This is a genomic window from Bacillus sp. RK1064 (genome assembly GCF_051488405.1).
Lineage (GTDB): Bacteria > Bacillota > Bacilli > Bacillales > Bacillaceae > Bacillus.
In genome coordinates this window covers 542,486-557,514 of record NZ_JBPSCZ010000001.1, presented here as the reverse complement: position 1 = coordinate 557,514, position 15,029 = coordinate 542,486, and the positions used below count along the sequence as shown (strand labels likewise).

General features: G+C 40.4%; 20 protein-coding genes. 12 read left to right on the top strand and 8 right to left on the bottom strand.

All coding sequences use genetic code 11. The annotated features are described in order from the left end of the window. Positions 1–158 precede the first annotated feature (158 nt). The gene (locus ACSSTM_RS03015; protein ID WP_034660773.1) at positions 159–866 is read left to right on the top strand and encodes a cytochrome c biogenesis CcdA family protein; all 708 of its coding nucleotides are present in this window, start codon (positions 159–161) and stop codon (positions 864–866) included. A gap of 94 nt (positions 867–960) precedes the next feature. Further along, the gene (locus tag ACSSTM_RS03010; protein WP_034660774.1) at positions 961–1,443 is read left to right on the top strand and encodes a CcdC family protein; all 483 of its coding nucleotides are present in this window, start codon (positions 961–963) and stop codon (positions 1,441–1,443) included. A 21-nt stretch (positions 1,444–1,464) separates the two neighbouring features. Here the strand turns inward: ACSSTM_RS03010 and ACSSTM_RS03005 are convergent, their stop codons facing one another. The 4 genes from ACSSTM_RS03005 to sspO form a co-directional block, all read right to left on the bottom strand. Continuing rightward, entirely contained in the window at positions 1,465–1,893 is a 429-nt protein-coding gene (locus ACSSTM_RS03005; protein WP_095285215.1) for a DUF2621 domain-containing protein, read from the bottom strand. 259 nt (positions 1,894–2,152) lie between these two features. Further along, positions 2,153–2,554 carry an Hsp20/alpha crystallin family protein gene (locus ACSSTM_RS03000; protein WP_095285216.1) on the bottom strand — a complete coding sequence of 134 codons (402 nt, stop codon included), beginning with the start codon at positions 2,552–2,554 and terminating at the stop codon, positions 2,153–2,155. Positions 2,555–2,656: 102 nt separating this feature from the next. After that, on the bottom strand, positions 2,657–2,803 hold the full coding sequence (locus tag ACSSTM_RS02995) for a small acid-soluble spore protein P (protein WP_003211331.1): 147 nt from the start codon (positions 2,801–2,803) through the stop codon (positions 2,657–2,659). Positions 2,804–2,819: 16 nt separating this feature from the next. Next, positions 2,820–2,966, bottom strand: coding sequence for a small acid-soluble spore protein O (gene sspO / locus ACSSTM_RS02990; RefSeq protein WP_034660777.1), 147 nt, complete (start codon positions 2,964–2,966; stop codon positions 2,820–2,822). Between the two features lie 220 nt (positions 2,967–3,186). On the opposite strand from sspO, the gene acnA reads away from it, so the two are divergent. The 7 genes from acnA (at position 3,187) to ACSSTM_RS02955 (ending at position 7,981) form a co-directional block, all read left to right on the top strand. Next, entirely contained in the window at positions 3,187–5,916 is a 2,730-nt protein-coding gene (gene acnA, locus ACSSTM_RS02985; RefSeq protein ID WP_034660778.1) for an aconitate hydratase AcnA, read from the top strand. Between the two features lie 72 nt (positions 5,917–5,988). Continuing rightward, positions 5,989–6,492, top strand: a complete 504-nt coding sequence (locus ACSSTM_RS02980) for a TlpA family protein disulfide reductase (protein ID WP_034660779.1) — start codon at positions 5,989–5,991, stop codon at positions 6,490–6,492. 71 nt (positions 6,493–6,563) lie between these two features. Continuing rightward, positions 6,564–6,689: an FbpB family small basic protein gene (locus ACSSTM_RS02975; protein WP_003211002.1), complete on the top strand. Its 126-nt coding sequence runs from the start codon at positions 6,564–6,566 to the stop codon at positions 6,687–6,689. A gap of 51 nt (positions 6,690–6,740) precedes the next feature. Further along, a complete protein-coding gene (locus tag ACSSTM_RS02970) occupies positions 6,741–6,884 on the top strand; it encodes an acid-soluble spore protein N (RefSeq protein WP_008357830.1) in 144 nt (47 codons plus the stop codon). 13 nt (positions 6,885–6,897) lie between these two features. Next, the gene (tlp, locus tag ACSSTM_RS02965) at positions 6,898–7,140 is read left to right on the top strand and encodes a small acid-soluble spore protein Tlp (RefSeq protein WP_095285217.1); all 243 of its coding nucleotides are present in this window, start codon (positions 6,898–6,900) and stop codon (positions 7,138–7,140) included. Between the two features lie 103 nt (positions 7,141–7,243). After that, positions 7,244–7,666 carry an acyl-CoA thioesterase gene (locus tag ACSSTM_RS02960; protein ID WP_034660781.1) on the top strand — a complete coding sequence of 141 codons (423 nt, stop codon included), beginning with the start codon at positions 7,244–7,246 and terminating at the stop codon, positions 7,664–7,666. Between the two features lie 3 nt (positions 7,667–7,669). Beyond that, the gene (locus ACSSTM_RS02955) at positions 7,670–7,981 is read left to right on the top strand and encodes a hypothetical protein (RefSeq protein WP_034660782.1); all 312 of its coding nucleotides are present in this window, start codon (positions 7,670–7,672) and stop codon (positions 7,979–7,981) included. A gap of 39 nt (positions 7,982–8,020) precedes the next feature. Here the strand turns inward: ACSSTM_RS02955 and ACSSTM_RS02950 are convergent, their stop codons facing one another. Together ACSSTM_RS02950 and plsY are read right to left on the bottom strand one after the other, a co-directional pair. Continuing rightward, on the bottom strand, positions 8,021–8,308 hold the full coding sequence (locus ACSSTM_RS02950) for a HesB/YadR/YfhF family protein (RefSeq protein ID WP_003210876.1): 288 nt from the start codon (positions 8,306–8,308) through the stop codon (positions 8,021–8,023). Between the two features lie 99 nt (positions 8,309–8,407). After that, positions 8,408–8,989, bottom strand: coding sequence for a glycerol-3-phosphate 1-O-acyltransferase PlsY (plsY, locus tag ACSSTM_RS02945; RefSeq protein WP_034660784.1), 582 nt, complete (start codon positions 8,987–8,989; stop codon positions 8,408–8,410). A gap of 154 nt (positions 8,990–9,143) precedes the next feature. Here plsY and ACSSTM_RS02940 point away from each other — a divergent pair, with 154 nt between their 5' ends. The 3 genes from ACSSTM_RS02940 to parC all read left to right on the top strand — a co-directional run bounded on the left by ACSSTM_RS02940 (position 9,144) and on the right by parC (position 14,381). Then, entirely contained in the window at positions 9,144–9,557 is a 414-nt protein-coding gene (locus tag ACSSTM_RS02940) for a CoA-binding protein (protein ID WP_034660785.1), read from the top strand. A gap of 415 nt (positions 9,558–9,972) precedes the next feature. Further along, complete coding sequence (gene parE, locus ACSSTM_RS02935) at positions 9,973–11,940, top strand: DNA topoisomerase IV subunit B (RefSeq protein WP_060596429.1); 1,968 nt, start codon at positions 9,973–9,975, stop codon at positions 11,938–11,940. Between the two features lie 2 nt (positions 11,941–11,942). Continuing rightward, positions 11,943–14,381 (top strand): DNA topoisomerase IV subunit A, encoded by a 2,439-nt coding sequence (parC, locus tag ACSSTM_RS02930; RefSeq protein WP_034660788.1) that lies wholly within the window; start codon positions 11,943–11,945, stop codon positions 14,379–14,381. 53 nt (positions 14,382–14,434) lie between these two features. Here parC and ACSSTM_RS02925 read toward each other — a convergent pair whose 3' ends face one another. Together ACSSTM_RS02925 and ACSSTM_RS02920 are read right to left on the bottom strand one after the other, a co-directional pair. Next, on the bottom strand, positions 14,435–14,560 hold the full coding sequence (locus tag ACSSTM_RS02925) for a hypothetical protein (protein ID WP_008343787.1): 126 nt from the start codon (positions 14,558–14,560) through the stop codon (positions 14,435–14,437). 43 nt (positions 14,561–14,603) lie between these two features. Then, positions 14,604–14,939, bottom strand: coding sequence for a hypothetical protein (locus ACSSTM_RS02920; RefSeq protein WP_187704526.1), 336 nt, complete (start codon positions 14,937–14,939; stop codon positions 14,604–14,606). Positions 14,940–15,029: the final 90 nt, after the last annotated feature.

Here is a 15,029-nt window from a genome sequence, read left to right as displayed (position 1 = left end):
TTTAAGGTTTATTTTCAAATTTAAAGGATTCGTTATCTTGATGTCAAATTAAATTATATAAGGTTTTAAGAGAATAGACCATCTTTATTGAGAGGATGTAAAAAAAATGAAATGATTTTGTCATCTCTTATTGTATATTGTAAGAAGGGGGTGTTCTTTTGACAGATTTGAATTACTTTTTAGCTTTTGGAGCAGGGTTTCTTTCTTTTATCTCACCATGCTGTCTGCCGCTTTATCCAGCCTTTCTATCGTATATTACGGGCGTTAGTATAGATGAAGTGAAATCTGAGAAGGTGATGCTGAGAAGAAGAAGTCTGCTTCATACCTTATTCTTTTTAGTTGGATTCTCTATTATATTTATTGCGATTGGCTTTGGGACATCGTATGTTGGGAAGTTTTTTTATGATTACCATCAAGCAATTCGCCAGGTTGGAGCCATTCTCATTATTTTCTTTGGTTTTATGATTCTTGGTGTCTTCCAGCCTTCTTTCCTTATGGGGGAAAAGAGAATGCAGTTCAAAAATCGTCCTGCTGGTTTTTTTGGGTCAATTCTCATCGGAATGGGCTTTGCCGCTGGATGGACACCTTGTACAGGACCTATTTTATCTGCTGTTATCACACTTGCTGGTAACAATCCGGAGTCGGCTGTCACATATATGATTGCGTATGTATTCGGATTTGCCGTTCCGTTTTTTGTTCTATCCTTTTTCATCACGAAAATGACGTGGATCAGAAAGCGCCAGCAGCTTATCATGAGAATTGGCGGGATCATTATGATTGTGGTAGGGATATTGCTGTTCTTTGATCTTCTGACATGGATTATCATCATGTTCTCCTCATTGTTCGGCGGATTTACAGGCTTTTGAAATCGTTTTCTACAGTCGCGGCGAATGGTTTTTTTTCGTCAATTGGAGTATATTATACATAGGCTGACCTTAAAGAATAAAGGAATGATTTGATATGATGGTCTTGATCTCTTCTATAATTGCGATATGTATGGCGGTAGCCGTCATGTTTATTCGCATTAAGTCATCTGCAAAACCTGCAACCGCAAAAAAAATTATATTACCTCCTATTTTCATGAGCACTGGGGCACTAATGTTTTTTGTTCCTATGTTTCGAGTAACTGGGGCTGAATTTCTAGAGGCGATCACAGTGGGGATGTTTTTCTCCATCTTTTTAATCAAAACATCGAAGTTTGAAATTAGAGGGAATGACATTTATTTAAAGCGATCAAAAGCATTTGTGTTTATTCTCATTGGACTTCTTGTTCTTCGTATCGGGATGAAGACCATCCTGAGTTCTTCTATTGATTATGGTTCTCTAAGCGGGATGTTTTGGATTCTTGCCTTTGGCATGATCGTACCTTGGCGCGTTGCTATGTATTTGTCGTTTAGAAAGCTGTCTAAGCAATTAGATCCGCAGCAGGTTCAAATGAATTAAACCTCCTTTTGATAAAGGAGGTTATTTTAATAACGATTCATATGGCGTGTGATCGATGTTTTTTTCTTGAAGGCGCTTCAGTAAAAACTTATGATCCCGCTTTGGGGTAGCGATAATATAGCCGCGAATGATTAAATCTAAATTAATGCTGGCAGCTTGTTCTTTTAAAGCCAGCTCGCCAATCTTTCCCGCAATTTTTTCTTTGGCTACATCTCTAAACAGCTCTGGAACAGGTAATACGAGTTCATTTAAAAGCTTTTTGTCTTCTTCCCGCCATAGGTGGAGGCTCTTTTGAATATATTCATCCTGCCAATCAAGCTCTGATTTCCCATCTTCCTTCGGCAATCGTTTTAAAAATTTGCGAAACATAAAAAAGCCACCGATTGCGAGTAATCCGATCATCACCGTACCCCAAAATAAAATGAACCACAAAAACCAGCCGCTTAACATGTTCTCACTCCTTATACCCCTCGTCTCTTATCTTATTTTACATGAAGAGATGATAGAAGAAAATAACAAAAATGTATGTCTCTCATCTCTATGAACGCCTTTTTTCATTAATAACTGCCCATTTACTAGAAAGACCCAAACCATATAGTAGAAAGAGAATACCTTATCATATAGCGACTCTACTATTTGGCCATGGTGGTTCGCAAAAGGTATTGACTTGACACGAACGGAATAGAGCCCACCAAATGAAGGTGGGCTCTTAATGTTTGAAGTGCGGGATTTGAAAGGAAAATGCCCCGCTTGGATGGTCAGAACTTTTTTTAATTCTTATCGAAATGATTCGGTTTTCGTATTCTGTTTCAATATCTTTGTCGTTCAAATAAAAAGGGAGCATGACACTTTTTTCAATTGGCTGTTCGCCTTCATCATTTGGCTTTTGTACCGTGTAATCGAGAGTCAGCTCATGTCCAGCGAAGGTCAGCTTTACATCAGTGATCGATAGGGTGGATACATCAATCTCAATAATATAATCACGGCTTGTTTCATAAAGGTCAATTGGGAGGTGTTCATCATACCAGGCAAATGGATCATCCATTAAAACATTGAGCCAATCATCTATTTCTAGAAAATCAGAGGAATTCGATTGCTTTTCATTCTCCATAAACACTCCTCCATCACATCTCATAATAAATGATATGTTGAGAACTGAAATGTGTGAAAGACCTAAAACATCCCGCTTTGCCACGGGATGAGAGGAGAATATTTACATATCGTGATGAGAATTGTGCTTTTGTCTTGTATGGTTGCGGTTTTTCACTTTTTTACTGCCTGATAATGGCTCAGGCTGTCCGCCTTGATGCTCCTTAGGTGAGTTTTGACGGATGTCTTTTCCTGTGTTTTTATTCGTCATGGTGATTGCTCCTTTCTTATTGGTTTTTTTTACGTTTTTTATTGTTTTGTCTTTGTTCTTCTGTTAAAACGAGTTGGTCATCTTCAATATAACCTGCACCATTCCCTTGGCTTTTGGCTGCGTTCATGCCGTCAATCACATGATTTGCTTTGCGTTTTGTCATGTTCTATCACCTCAATTGTAGTATGATCCCGCCCTGCTTGGTTTATGAAGAGTAATCATTTCCTGATGATAAGCTAAACTTATTGAATTTAATAAAAGCATTGTTATTTACTTATGTATGAATTTGTTTTAAGATGAAATTGTGAGAAAATTGTGGTGAAATACGACGATTTTTCTGAGAATTGAAATTGATCTTGATCATCAAAAGGGGGATTTTGGACATGTCGAAACAGCAGCAAGTCGCTAAACAAGACGCTTTTCAATCTAGAAAAACGTTTTCGACAAATGGGAAAACGTATCACTATTATTCGTTAGAAGCACTAGAGAAACAAGGAATCGGAAATGTTTCTAAGCTGCCTTATTCCATTAAGGTACTTTTAGAATCAGTGCTTCGCCAAGTAGACGGTAGAGTGATCAAGAAGGAACACGTTGAAAACTTGGCAAAATGGGGAACTGCCGAGGTCAAAGAAATTGATGTTCCATTTAAACCTTCTCGTGTTATTTTACAAGACTTCACGGGTGTACCAGCCGTCGTTGACCTTGCTTCTTTAAGAAAAGCAATGGCAGATGTAGGCGGGGATCCGGATAAAATCAACCCTGAAATTCCAGTTGACCTTGTCATTGACCACTCAGTACAAGTTGATAAAGCTGGAACTGAAGATGCTTTAAACATTAACATGGATTTAGAATTCGAACGTAACGCAGAGCGTTATAACTTCCTTAGCTGGGCAAAGAAAGCGTTTAATAACTATCAAGCTGTTCCGCCTGCAACAGGGATTGTTCACCAAGTAAACTTAGAGTACCTTGCAAGTGTTGTTCATGCGATTGAAGAAGATGGTGAGATCATCACTTACCCAGATACATTGGTTGGTACTGACTCTCATACAACCATGATCAACGGTATCGGCGTACTTGGATGGGGCGTTGGCGGTATTGAAGCAGAAGCTGGTATGCTCGGTCAGCCTTCATACTTCCCAGTACCAGAAGTCATTGGTGCTAAATTAGTTGGAGAGCTTCCAAACGGAACGACTGCAACTGACCTTGCATTAAAAGTGACACAAGTTCTGCGTGAAAAAGGCGTAGTGAACAAATTCGTTGAATTTTTCGGACCTGGAGTTGCACAACTGCCGTTAGCGGATCGTGCAACGATTGCGAATATGGCGCCTGAATACGGTGCTACTTGCGGATTCTTCCCAGTAGATGAGGAAGCTCTTGCTTACCTTCGCCTTACTGGACGTGATGAAGAGCAAATTAATATCGTTGAAGAATATTCTCGCGCAAATGGCTTATTCTATACGCCAGATGCAGAAGAGCCAATTTTTACGGATGTTGTGGAAATTGACCTTTCTCAAATTGAATCAAACTTATCTGGTCCAAAGCGTCCACAAGATTTGATTCCACTTTCTGAAATGAAAGAGACGTTCCATCAGCACATTGAAAGCCCAGCTGGTAACCAAGGTTTTGGCTTAGAAAAATCGGAGCTGGATAAACAAATTGAATTTGATCTTGCAAATGGTGAAAAAGCTGTGATGAAGACAGGTGCGATTGCGATTGCAGCGATTACGAGCTGTACGAATACATCGAATCCATACGTCTTAATCGGAGCAGGTCTTGTTGCGAAGAAAGCAAGTGAGCTTGGTATGAAGGTGCCAAACTACGTGAAAACGTCACTAGCACCAGGTTCTAAGGTTGTGACAGGATACCTCGTGAACTCAGGACTTCTTCCATACTTAAGAGACCTCGGATTTAACATCGTTGGGTATGGCTGTACAACATGTATCGGAAACTCAGGACCGCTTGCGCAAGAAATCGAGGATGCTGTCTCTGAAAATGATCTGCTGATCACTTCTGTTTTATCAGGTAACCGTAACTTTGAAGGGCGTATCCACCCGCTTGTGAAAGGAAACTACCTTGCATCTCCACCATTAGTTGTGGCGTATGCACTTGCTGGTACGGTGAATATTGATTTAACAAAAGACCCTATCGGTGTGGATAAAAATGGTGAGAACGTTTATTTCGATGATATTTGGCCATCAATGGACGAAATCAACAGCGTCGTCAAAAGCACTGTCACACCTGAGTTATTCCGTTCAGAGTATGAAACTGTTTTTGACAACAATGACCGCTGGAATGAAATTAAAACGACGGATGATGCATTGTACAAATGGGATGAAAATTCCACATACATTGATAACCCGCCATTCTTTGAAAACCTATCAGTTGAACCTGGTAAGGTTGAACCGCTTAAAGGCTTGCGCGTCGTTGCCAAGTTCGGTGACTCTGTGACAACTGACCATATTTCTCCTGCTGGAGCGATTGGTAAAGACACACCTGCGGGTAAATACTTGCAAGAAAGAGGCGTATCGCCTAGAGACTTTAACTCATACGGATCTCGCCGTGGTAACCACCATGTCATGATGAGAGGTACTTTTGCAAACATCCGTATTAAGAACCAAATCGCACCAGGAACAGAAGGCGGATATACAACTTATTGGCCAACTGGTGAAGTGACATCCATTTATGATGCATGCATGCGATATAAAGAAGATGGTACGGGTCTTGCAATCTTAGCAGGTAAAGACTACGGAATGGGTTCTTCACGTGACTGGGCTGCAAAAGGAACAAACCTTCTTGGAATTAAATTTGTTCTAGCTGAAAGCTTTGAGCGTATCCATAGAAGTAACCTTGTCTTCATGGGCGTACTTCCTTTACAGTTTAAAGACGGAGAAAGTGCAGAAACTCATGGTCTAACAGGAACAGAAACATTTGAAGTTCATGTTGATGAAACAGTTCGTCCACGTGATCTTGTCACTGTGAAAGCAATTGATACAGATGGCAATGAGAAAATATTTGAAGTGGTTGTTCGCTTTGACAGTGAAGTCGAAATTGACTACTATCGTCATGGCGGTATCCTTCAAATGGTACTTCGTGAAAAATTGGCAAGCAACTAATACTCATACAGCAAAGAAGAGAAGGCGCCTAGACAGCTTTCTCTTCTTTTTTAAAATAGTGGAGGATCAATCATGTGGAAAAAAGGAATGGCAAGCGCTGTTTTACTTGTGTTGATTGGTTTACTTGTGTGGAATTTACTTGAACCAAAAGAGCCCGCAATCGGTCTTGAAAAAGGGGATCAAGCCCCTGATTTTGAACTTAAAACCCTAGATGGTCAAACGGCCTCGTTATCTGATTACCAAGGGAAAAAGGTGCTCGTCAATTTTTGGGCGACATGGTGTAAGCCATGCAGGACAGAAATGCCGGATCTAGACGCAATTAGAAGCGAATATGATCAGGTCGAAGTACTTGCGGTGAATTTGACGACCACTGAAAAAAGTGTAGATCATGTTGCAGCATTTGTAGATGAATTAAAGCTGAGCTTTCCTATTTTATTGGATCAAAAAGGCATTCAAGCACGATATCAGGTGCTTTCATACCCCACGACATACATATTAGATGAAAAAGGACGAATCGTGTCTGTAAAGCATCAAATGCTGACAAAAAAAGAAATTGAGCAAGAGCTGGATCTATAATGATTCAGCTTTTTTGCTTATTTTCTAAATGTTTTGGCGAAAATGAAATACAAACACTGGAGGTGAGTACAATGAGAAGAAGAAAACGACGTACATTTGAAGAGCTTGTACTTGAAAATAAAAAAGAATTATTAAGCAATGAGGAATTTTTAAACCAGCTTGAAGAAAAGTTGGAAGAGCGTTTTAGACAGAAATAAGTTATGAATTATCCTTTTTCGTTCATCCTAAAGAAGAGGGAGGGATGAATGATGGGTAGAGAGCATGATAAACAAGCGCAGTTTACACCAGACCATTTAGGGACAAAACCTGTAGCATACAAACGTAATAAAGGAAAAAAGATGCATAATAAATCAAATGAACAGCCTGATGTCATACAGACGAAGGGCGAATAAGGAGGGTATCATGATGAATGGAAAGTCATATCAATCCAATCCAGATGATCGTTCTGATAATGTTGAAAAGCTGCAAGATATGATCGAAAACACCCTTGACAATATCGATGAATCTGAAGCAGCGATGGCCCTTTCGACAGATGAAGAAAAACAGATGATCAAGCAAAAAAATGAAAATCGAAAAATGAGTATTGATGCCATGCGTTCTGAGATCAAGGACGAAGAAGCAGCAAGAAAAAATGGCTATACCGAATAAACCAGGGATTCCTGGTTTATTTTATTGCCTCCTTTTAGAAGAACCATTTCGATTGTGGTAAAATGGCAGAGACCTTAGGTTTTGATAGGAGAGCGATGAAAACGTGTATGTATCTAAAAAAGAAATAGAAGTCCGTTATGCAGAAACAGACCAAATGGGCATCGTGTATCATGCCAATTATTTAATCTGGATGGAAGTCGGCAGAACAGCACTGATTAAAGAATTAGGATTTTCCTATGCGCAGCTAGAAGCAGACGGCGCTCTTGCACCCGTTATAGATTTACAGGTGCAATATAAAAAACCATTGCTGTACGGTGAAACAGCGACAGTTCATACATGGATTGAAGAATACAATGGACTCAAAACGGTGTATGGCTACGAAATTCAAAAGCCTGATGGGCAAACAGCGATTACAGGGACAACCTCACATATTTGTGTAGACAAAGAAACCTTTAGACCTATTCAATTTAGAAAAGCTTTTCCTGCCTGGCACAAAGTATACGAACAGTCGAAGAAGCAGGTTTAATTCATGGCGTTTGGTATTAAAAGAAGCGATCTAAATGCGTGGAAATCAGCTGTCCAGCAAGGAGAACTGGCCTTTTTAACCCATTATTGGCTTGATGACCGTTTCCCGCATGCCAATACCGTCACTAAAGCAGCCTGTCAGGATATGAAGCAGTTAATTGAGTGGGGAGAAAAACATGGACTCAAAAAAGAATGGATTCATGACCGCGCAGGGTTTCCACACTTTGACTTGATTGGTGAACCACAAAAAAGAATCCTGCAAAAGGAGCGGTCTTTAGGAAACATTCATGAGTATGGGCTATATATTGAAGGATAAAACAAAAAAGATACCCGAGGGATGAGGTATCTTTTTTGTTTATTCATAATGAAACTCTGGTTCTTTCACGGACTCGTTATAATCAATATGCAGATCATGGTTGTCAAAATACCAAATATCACTTTCTTCAACAAAGAAAGTAATACCTTCTATTTCAGCGGTTGCGCCAGCATTTTGAGGTTCATCTTTTGCGACGCCGAGAGAAAAGCCTTTTTGTACATTACTGCACCCGCCATATCTCACAAAAAAGCGAACTTGATCACCTTTTTCTAAATCTAATTCATCCTTGTACCAATTGAGTGCATCTTCTTTTATTGTTAATTTCAATGTGATCGCCCCTTTTTGAAGTCATGCTGTTTTTTAAAATGCAGGATGCAAAAAACAGCTTTTCTTTCCTTTTACCACAGAATGAAACTTATGAAACGGCTAGAGCCATTTGATTTTCGGTTCAGTTTTGTTGAGGATTCGTTTGAGGTTGGCGATGTGTCTGTAGATCACAAAACCAGCAAGAACGGCAACAACAATGATTAAGAATACGTCTTTGGTGAATATGCTGTAAATGAATGTATAGATGCCGGTCAGCATAGATGATAGTGAAACATATTTACTAATGTATAAAAATAAGAAAAAAGCAGCGATCATCGTAATAAATAAGAATGGGGTATAAAATAATAACACGCCGCCAGATGTAGCGACTGCTTTTCCCCCTTTAAATTTTGCAAAGACAGGAAAGCTGTGACCGATAACAGCAGCAACTCCTGCTAATAAGGGATGAATGTCCAGTTGCATGAAAAACGGTAAAGCAGAAGCAAGGGTCCCCTTTAAAATATCAGCTGAAATCACGATAGACCCTGCTTTTATGCCAAGTGTACGAAATGCATTCGTTGCACCTAGGTTTCCGCTGCCATGTTCACGGATATCGATACCCTTTGCAGCTTTCCCGACAATGAGACCGGATGGAATACTGCCGAGAAGATAAGCCAAAATAAACATCAAAGCAATTAACATCTGCATAACTCCTTTATATTCTCCCTCTTGTCTTACATTTTAACATGATCTTATGAAAAACATGGGGATCTTTTTTTGAAAAAATCAAAAGCAGATGGATTCAGCTTTGTTTTTAAGCAGAAGTTCGCTAAAATAGAGGAAAAGGGGTGTTTGGATGAATCATCCTACGAAACAAGAAATTGGCCGTATATTAAAGAGCAGTAAACGAATTGCTGTTGTTGGATTATCAGATCAGCCGCACCGAACGTCTTATATGGTGTCTAAAGCGATGCAGGATGCCGGATATGAGATCATTCCGGTGAACCCAACGATTGATGAAGCACTTGGTGTGAAAGCAGTCGCTTCTTTAAAGGACATCAAAGATCCTGTTGATATCGTCAATGTCTTTAGACGTTCAGAGTTTTTGCCCGAGGTGGCAGAAGAATTTCTTGAAATGGACGCACCTGTTTTTTGGGCGCAGCAAGGCATCTATCACGAGGAAGCGAAAAGGCTGATTGAGGAAAATGGCAAGGTCGCCATCATGGATTTATGTATCAAGGTGGCTCATGCAATGACAAAAACTCATTAAATCGTCAAAAATCCTTGGTTTTCAAGGATTTTTGCTTTTTTGTTGCAGAAATATATTTGCGATTCTAGAAGAAAGCGATAAAATAAGGCGACAGGGACATAGCGGTGACCTTGCATATCAAGAAAAAGAGCGATAAGATAAAGGTAGAACGTTTGTTCTGTTTTATGAAAACCATCATATGATTGCATTTGGCTTATCAAACAGTCTTGTTTATAATGGACTTCTAGTTCTGATTGCAGAATGTAGAACATTCTCATAGCCGAGCAAAAGAGCATGTTTTGTTGATTCACACATGCATGGTGATGATGCAGCTTATTAAAGTGGACAGTAATGAGCAGCATGATCATCATTAAAATCTAGAGAGATCATTTGATGGTTTGCCGGTTATGTTTGTTAGTGAAAGGGGATTAAGCATTTGGTTAAAAAGCAGCAAGTAGATTATAACGATGATTCTATTCAGGTGCTAGAGGGACTTGAAGCGGTCCGTAAACGTCCAGGGATGTATATTGGGTCTACGGATTCACGCGGTCTTCATCACCTTGTCTATGAGATTGTAGACAACTCTGTCGATGAAGTGCTCGCTGGCCATGGAGATCATATCATTGTCAAAATACATAAAGATAACAGCATTTCCGTCCAAGATAAAGGACGCGGGATGCCTACTGGTATGCATAAGCTTGGAAAACCGACACCTGAGATCATTTTAACGGTCCTTCACGCAGGCGGAAAATTTGGTCAAGGCGGATATAAAACAAGTGGTGGGCTTCACGGAGTTGGGGCATCTGTAGTAAACGCGCTGTCAGAATGGCTCACTGTCACAATTGAACGCGACGGCTTTATTTATCATCAGCGCTTTGAAAACGGCGGAAAGCCTGCCACATCACTTGAAAAAGTCGGAAAAACGAAAAAAACAGGAACACTGATTCATTTTAAACCTGATCCAACTATGTTCAGTGTCACGACCTATAACTTCGATACTTTATCAGAACGTTTAAGAGAATCTGCCTTTTTATTAAAAGGATTAAAAATAGAGCTGATTGATGAACGACATGATGTACAAGAAACCTTTTATTATGAGACGGGCATTGAAGCCTTCGTTGCTTATTTAAATGAAGAAAAAGATGTTCTGAGTGAAGTGGTCTCATTTGAAGGAGAGCATCAATCCATCGAAGTAGATTTTGCTTTTCAATTCAATGACGGCTACTCGGAGAATATTCTTTCTTTCGTCAATAACGTCAGAACAAAAGATGGCGGTACGCATGAGTCTGGTGCCAAAACGGCGATGACGAGAGCCTTTAATGAATATGCGCGCAAAGTAGCCCTTCTAAAAGAAAAAGACAAAAATTTAGAAGGCACTGATATTCGCGAAGGACTGTCAGCAATTATTTCTGTCAGAATTCCTGAAGAACTGCTTCAATTTGAAGGCCAGACAAAAGGAAAGCTTGGGACAAGTGAGGCTCGCTCGGCTGTTGATGCTGTTATTTCTGAAAAGCTGGCTTATTTCCTTGAAGAAAACCGGGAAACAGCCACTCTTCTTGTGAAAAAAGCGATTAAAGCGCAGCAGGCAAGAGAAGCTGCTAGAAGAGCACGTGAAGAAGCAAGGAGCGGCAAGAAACGGAAAAAGTCCGAAGCAACACTGAGCGGAAAATTAACACCTGCTCAATCTAGAAACCCGGCAAGAAACGAATTGTACCTAGTAGAGGGCGACTCGGCGGGCGGATCAGCAAAGCAAGGGCGTGACCGTAAATTCCAAGCGGTGCTGCCGCTTCGTGGAAAGGTCATCAACACAGAAAAAGCGAAGCTTGCTGATATTTTCAAAAATGAAGAAATCAACACCATTATTCATGCGATCGGTGGAGGCGTCGGTGTCGATTTTAATGTAGAAGACATCAATTATGACAAAATCGTGATCATGACAGATGCTGATACAGATGGAGCGCATATTCAAGTGCTTCTACTGACGTTCTTCTACCGCTATATGAAGCCGCTGATTGAGCATGGCAAAGTGTTTATTGCACTACCGCCTTTATATAAAGTCAGCAAGGGCTCAGGGAAAAAAGAAATCATTGAGTACGCATGGTCTGATGAAGAAATGGATGACGTACTGAAGAAAGTTGGAAAAGGGTACACGATTCAGCGCTATAAAGGTTTAGGTGAAATGAACGCCGACCAGCTATGGGAAACGACAATGAATCCAGAATCGAGAACACTTGTCAGGGTCAAAATCGACGATGCTGCACGTGTGGAACGCCGCGTCACGACATTGATGGGTGACAAAGTAGAACCACGACGTAAATGGATTGAAAAGAATGTCGCCTTTGGACTTGATGAGGAAAGCAACATTCTTGAAAATGAAAACTTGTCGCTAGCTGAGGAGGTTTAAACATGGCACAACAAGAACGATTTCATGATTTACCATTAGAAGAAGTGATCGGAGACCGGTTTGGTCGCTATAGTAAATATATTATCCAAGACCGTGCGCTTCCAGATGCGCGAGATGGACTAAAGCCTGTACAACGAAGAATCTTATATGCGATGTACGCAGAAGGAAACACGCAAGATAAAAACTTCCGTAAAGCCGCGAAAACAGTCGGTAACGTGATTGGTAACTATCATCCGCACGGTGACTCATCTGTTTATGAAGCGATGGTGAGAATGAGTCAGAATTGGAAAGTACGAAATGTGCTCATTGAGATGCATGGTAATAACGGGAGTATCGATGGAGATCCGCCTGCTGCCATGCGTTATACGGAAGCAAGGCTTTCTGCCATTGCTTCAGAGCTATTAAAGGACTTAGACAAGGAAACGGTCGAATTTGTCGCAAACTTTGATGATACAAGCAAGGAGCCAGTTGTTTTACCAGCGATGTTTCCAAACCTTCTCGTGAATGGATCAACAGGGATTTCAGCAGGTTATGCCACCGATATCCCGCCGCATCATCTGGGAGAAGTGATTGATGGTGTCATTAAACGAATCGAACAGCCGCATTGTACGGTTGAGGATTTAATGACAGTCATCAAAGGTCCAGATTTCCCAACAGGCGGTATCATTCAAGGGGTCGACGGCATTAAGAAGGCTTATGAAACAGGAAAAGGAAAGATTATGATTCGCGGAAAAGCGGAAATTGAAACCATCCGCGGCGGACGCCAGCAAATCGTGATCACAGAAATTCCTTATGAAGTGAATAAAGCCAATCTTGTCAAAAAGATGGACGAGTTCCGAATTGAAAGAAAAGTTGAAGGAATTTCAGAGGTTCGAGATGAGACTGACCGAACTGGGCTTCGAATCGTGGTAGAGCTGAAAAAAGAAGCAGATGCAAATGGTGTCTTGAATTTCTTATATAAAAACTCAGATCTGCAAATTCCATATAACTTTAATATGGTGGCGATTCATAATCGTAGACCAACCTTAATGACGCTGACAACTATACTTGATGCATATATTGCCCATCAAAAAGAAGTGGTGACGAACCGCTCAGCATATGAGCTTCGAAAAGCGAAGGAACGCCACCATATTGTAGACGGATTAATTAAGGCGCTTTCCATCTTAGATGAAGTCATTGCCACAATCCGCTCCTCTAATGATAAGCGAGATGCGAAAAACAACTTGATGGAGAAATATGACTTTACAGAAGCACAATCAGAAGCGATTGTTTCCCTCCAGTTATATCGTTTAACGAATACGGATATTACGCAATTAAGAGACGAAGCTAGTGAGCTTGATGTGCGTATAACAGAACTTGAAGACATTTTAGGTAACGAGAAAAAGCTGCTAAAGGTCATTACAAACAGTTTGAAAAAGCTCAAAAAGACATATGCTGATGAGAGACGATCTGTCATTGAGGAAAAAATCGAAGAAATTAAGATTAACCTTGAAGTGATGATCGCCTCAGAGGATGTTTACGTCACGGTGACGAAGGATGGGTACATCAAACGGACAAGCCAGCGCTCCTATGCTGCATCTAACGGTAAGGACTTTGGCATGAAGGATACAGACCGCCTGATTCATCAGTTTGAAATGAATACAACGGATGTCCTCCTATTGTTCACGAATAAAGGGAGCTATATTTATTGTCCAGTTCATCAGCTGCCAGACATACGCTGGAAAGACATGGGGCAGCATATTACAAATATCATTTCAATTGATCGTGATGAATCAATTCAAAAAGCCATTCCAATTAAAGAATTTGATGAAACGTCGTATCTCCTGTTCTTTACAAAAGGCGGAATGGTGAAGAAAACAGAGCTTCTTCAATATAAAGCGCAGCGCTATTCGAAACCGCTTGTCGCCTTGAACCTAAAAGGAGACGATGAACTCGTGGATGTCCATGTGACAACAGGACAGCAGGAATTGTTTATTGCGACGAAAAATGGCTATGGATTGTGGTTTGATGAAGAAGAAGTAAGTGTTGTTGGTCCGAGAGCGGCTGGTGTCAAAGGAATCAACTTGAAGGATGGGGACGAAGTAGTCTCTGGTCAGATCATTGATCCGAAAAACGATGTCCTCGTGCTGACGACTCAAAGAGGGGCTGTGAAGCGAATGAACCTCTCTGAATTTGATAAAACATCTAGAGCCAAACGCGGAGTTCTGATGCTAAGAGAATTAAAGAAAAACCCACACCGTATTGTGGCTGTTATTGCTGCATCACTTCACGATACACTTGAGATTGATACGGATAAGGGTACAACGATTCCGCTTGATATCTCTACTTTAAGAGCGAATGACCGCTATAGCAATGGATCATTTATTGTAGATGAGGAAGAGCAGGGAGAAGTAACACATGTCCTTGTCACACCTCAACCTGCGCCAGATGACAATAAATAAGCAAACGAAAACCCCCTGCGATAAACAGGGGGTTTCTTTTATATACGGGTCATTTAGCTCTCGTGGTTGCCAAACATGCTTGTAATGGCGTGCACTACTTCAATTCCTTGGTAGACGAAAAGAGAAAGTGAAGTGACAGAGAATAGACCTAGAATAAATACTCTTAAGAAAAATAACATCGTGTAAAACCTCCCAATTTTTGTTTTGATTTAGATGGTTGGGTTAAACACGAGATAGTCGGAAATAAGAAGATTGATAGAATACTGCAAGTAAATGCTTCTTTTTCCGGTCAAATTGATCAGTATGAGTGATGCGTGCAAATCCAGCTGTCATACTGCCAATCATCAGCAGTACTGTAAATGCGGCAAATACTGCGCTCACATGTTTTTGTTTCTTTTCATCGCCCATTGTCTGAGCGATTTTCATTTCATGTGATTCTTGATCGGCAACCACCTTTGCATGATGGTATACCTGAACGGAATGAGGCAATGAGAACAAATGAAAACTTGCGAGTGCTATGAATAAGACAGCTAATTTTAGCAGTATATTTTTTTTCATTTATCTCACCCCTTCCTGTTTATTTTCATGATCTTACCACGTTTTCTGTTATTTGAAAAGTCTTATTTTTTTACTTTCCCTCTTTAAAAA

Coding starts and splice junctions, on each gene's coding strand:
- ACSSTM_RS03010 (WP_034660774.1), top strand. CDS start 961: ATGATGGTCTTGATCTCTTCTATAATTGCGATATGTATGGCGGTAGCC.
- ACSSTM_RS03005 (WP_095285215.1), bottom strand. CDS start 1,893: ATGTTAAGCGGCTGGTTTTTGTGGTTCATTTTATTTTGGGGTACGGTG.
- ACSSTM_RS03000 (WP_095285216.1), bottom strand. CDS start 2,554: ATGGAGAATGAAAAGCAATCGAATTCCTCTGATTTTCTAGAAATAGAT.
- ACSSTM_RS02995 (WP_003211331.1), bottom strand. CDS start 2,803: ATGACGAATAAAAACACAGGAAAAGACATCCGTCAAAACTCACCTAAG.
- sspO (WP_034660777.1), bottom strand. CDS start 2,966: ATGACAAAACGCAAAGCAAATCATGTGATTGACGGCATGAACGCAGCC.
- acnA (WP_034660778.1), top strand. CDS start 3,187: ATGTCGAAACAGCAGCAAGTCGCTAAACAAGACGCTTTTCAATCTAGA.
- ACSSTM_RS02980 (WP_034660779.1), top strand. CDS start 5,989: ATGTGGAAAAAAGGAATGGCAAGCGCTGTTTTACTTGTGTTGATTGGT.
- ACSSTM_RS02975 (WP_003211002.1), top strand. CDS start 6,564: ATGAGAAGAAGAAAACGACGTACATTTGAAGAGCTTGTACTTGAAAAT.
- ACSSTM_RS02970 (WP_008357830.1), top strand. CDS start 6,741: ATGGGTAGAGAGCATGATAAACAAGCGCAGTTTACACCAGACCATTTA.
- tlp (WP_095285217.1), top strand. CDS start 6,898: ATGAATGGAAAGTCATATCAATCCAATCCAGATGATCGTTCTGATAAT.
- ACSSTM_RS02955 (WP_034660782.1), top strand. CDS start 7,670: ATGGCGTTTGGTATTAAAAGAAGCGATCTAAATGCGTGGAAATCAGCT.
- plsY (WP_034660784.1), bottom strand. CDS start 8,989: ATGTTAATTGCTTTGATGTTTATTTTGGCTTATCTTCTCGGCAGTATT.
- ACSSTM_RS02940 (WP_034660785.1), top strand. CDS start 9,144: ATGAATCATCCTACGAAACAAGAAATTGGCCGTATATTAAAGAGCAGT.
- parC (WP_034660788.1), top strand. CDS start 11,943: ATGGCACAACAAGAACGATTTCATGATTTACCATTAGAAGAAGTGATC.
- ACSSTM_RS02925 (WP_008343787.1), bottom strand. CDS start 14,560: ATGTTATTTTTCTTAAGAGTATTTATTCTAGGTCTATTCTCTGTCACT.
- ACSSTM_RS02920 (WP_187704526.1), bottom strand. CDS start 14,939: ATGAAAAAAAATATACTGCTAAAATTAGCTGTCTTATTCATAGCACTC.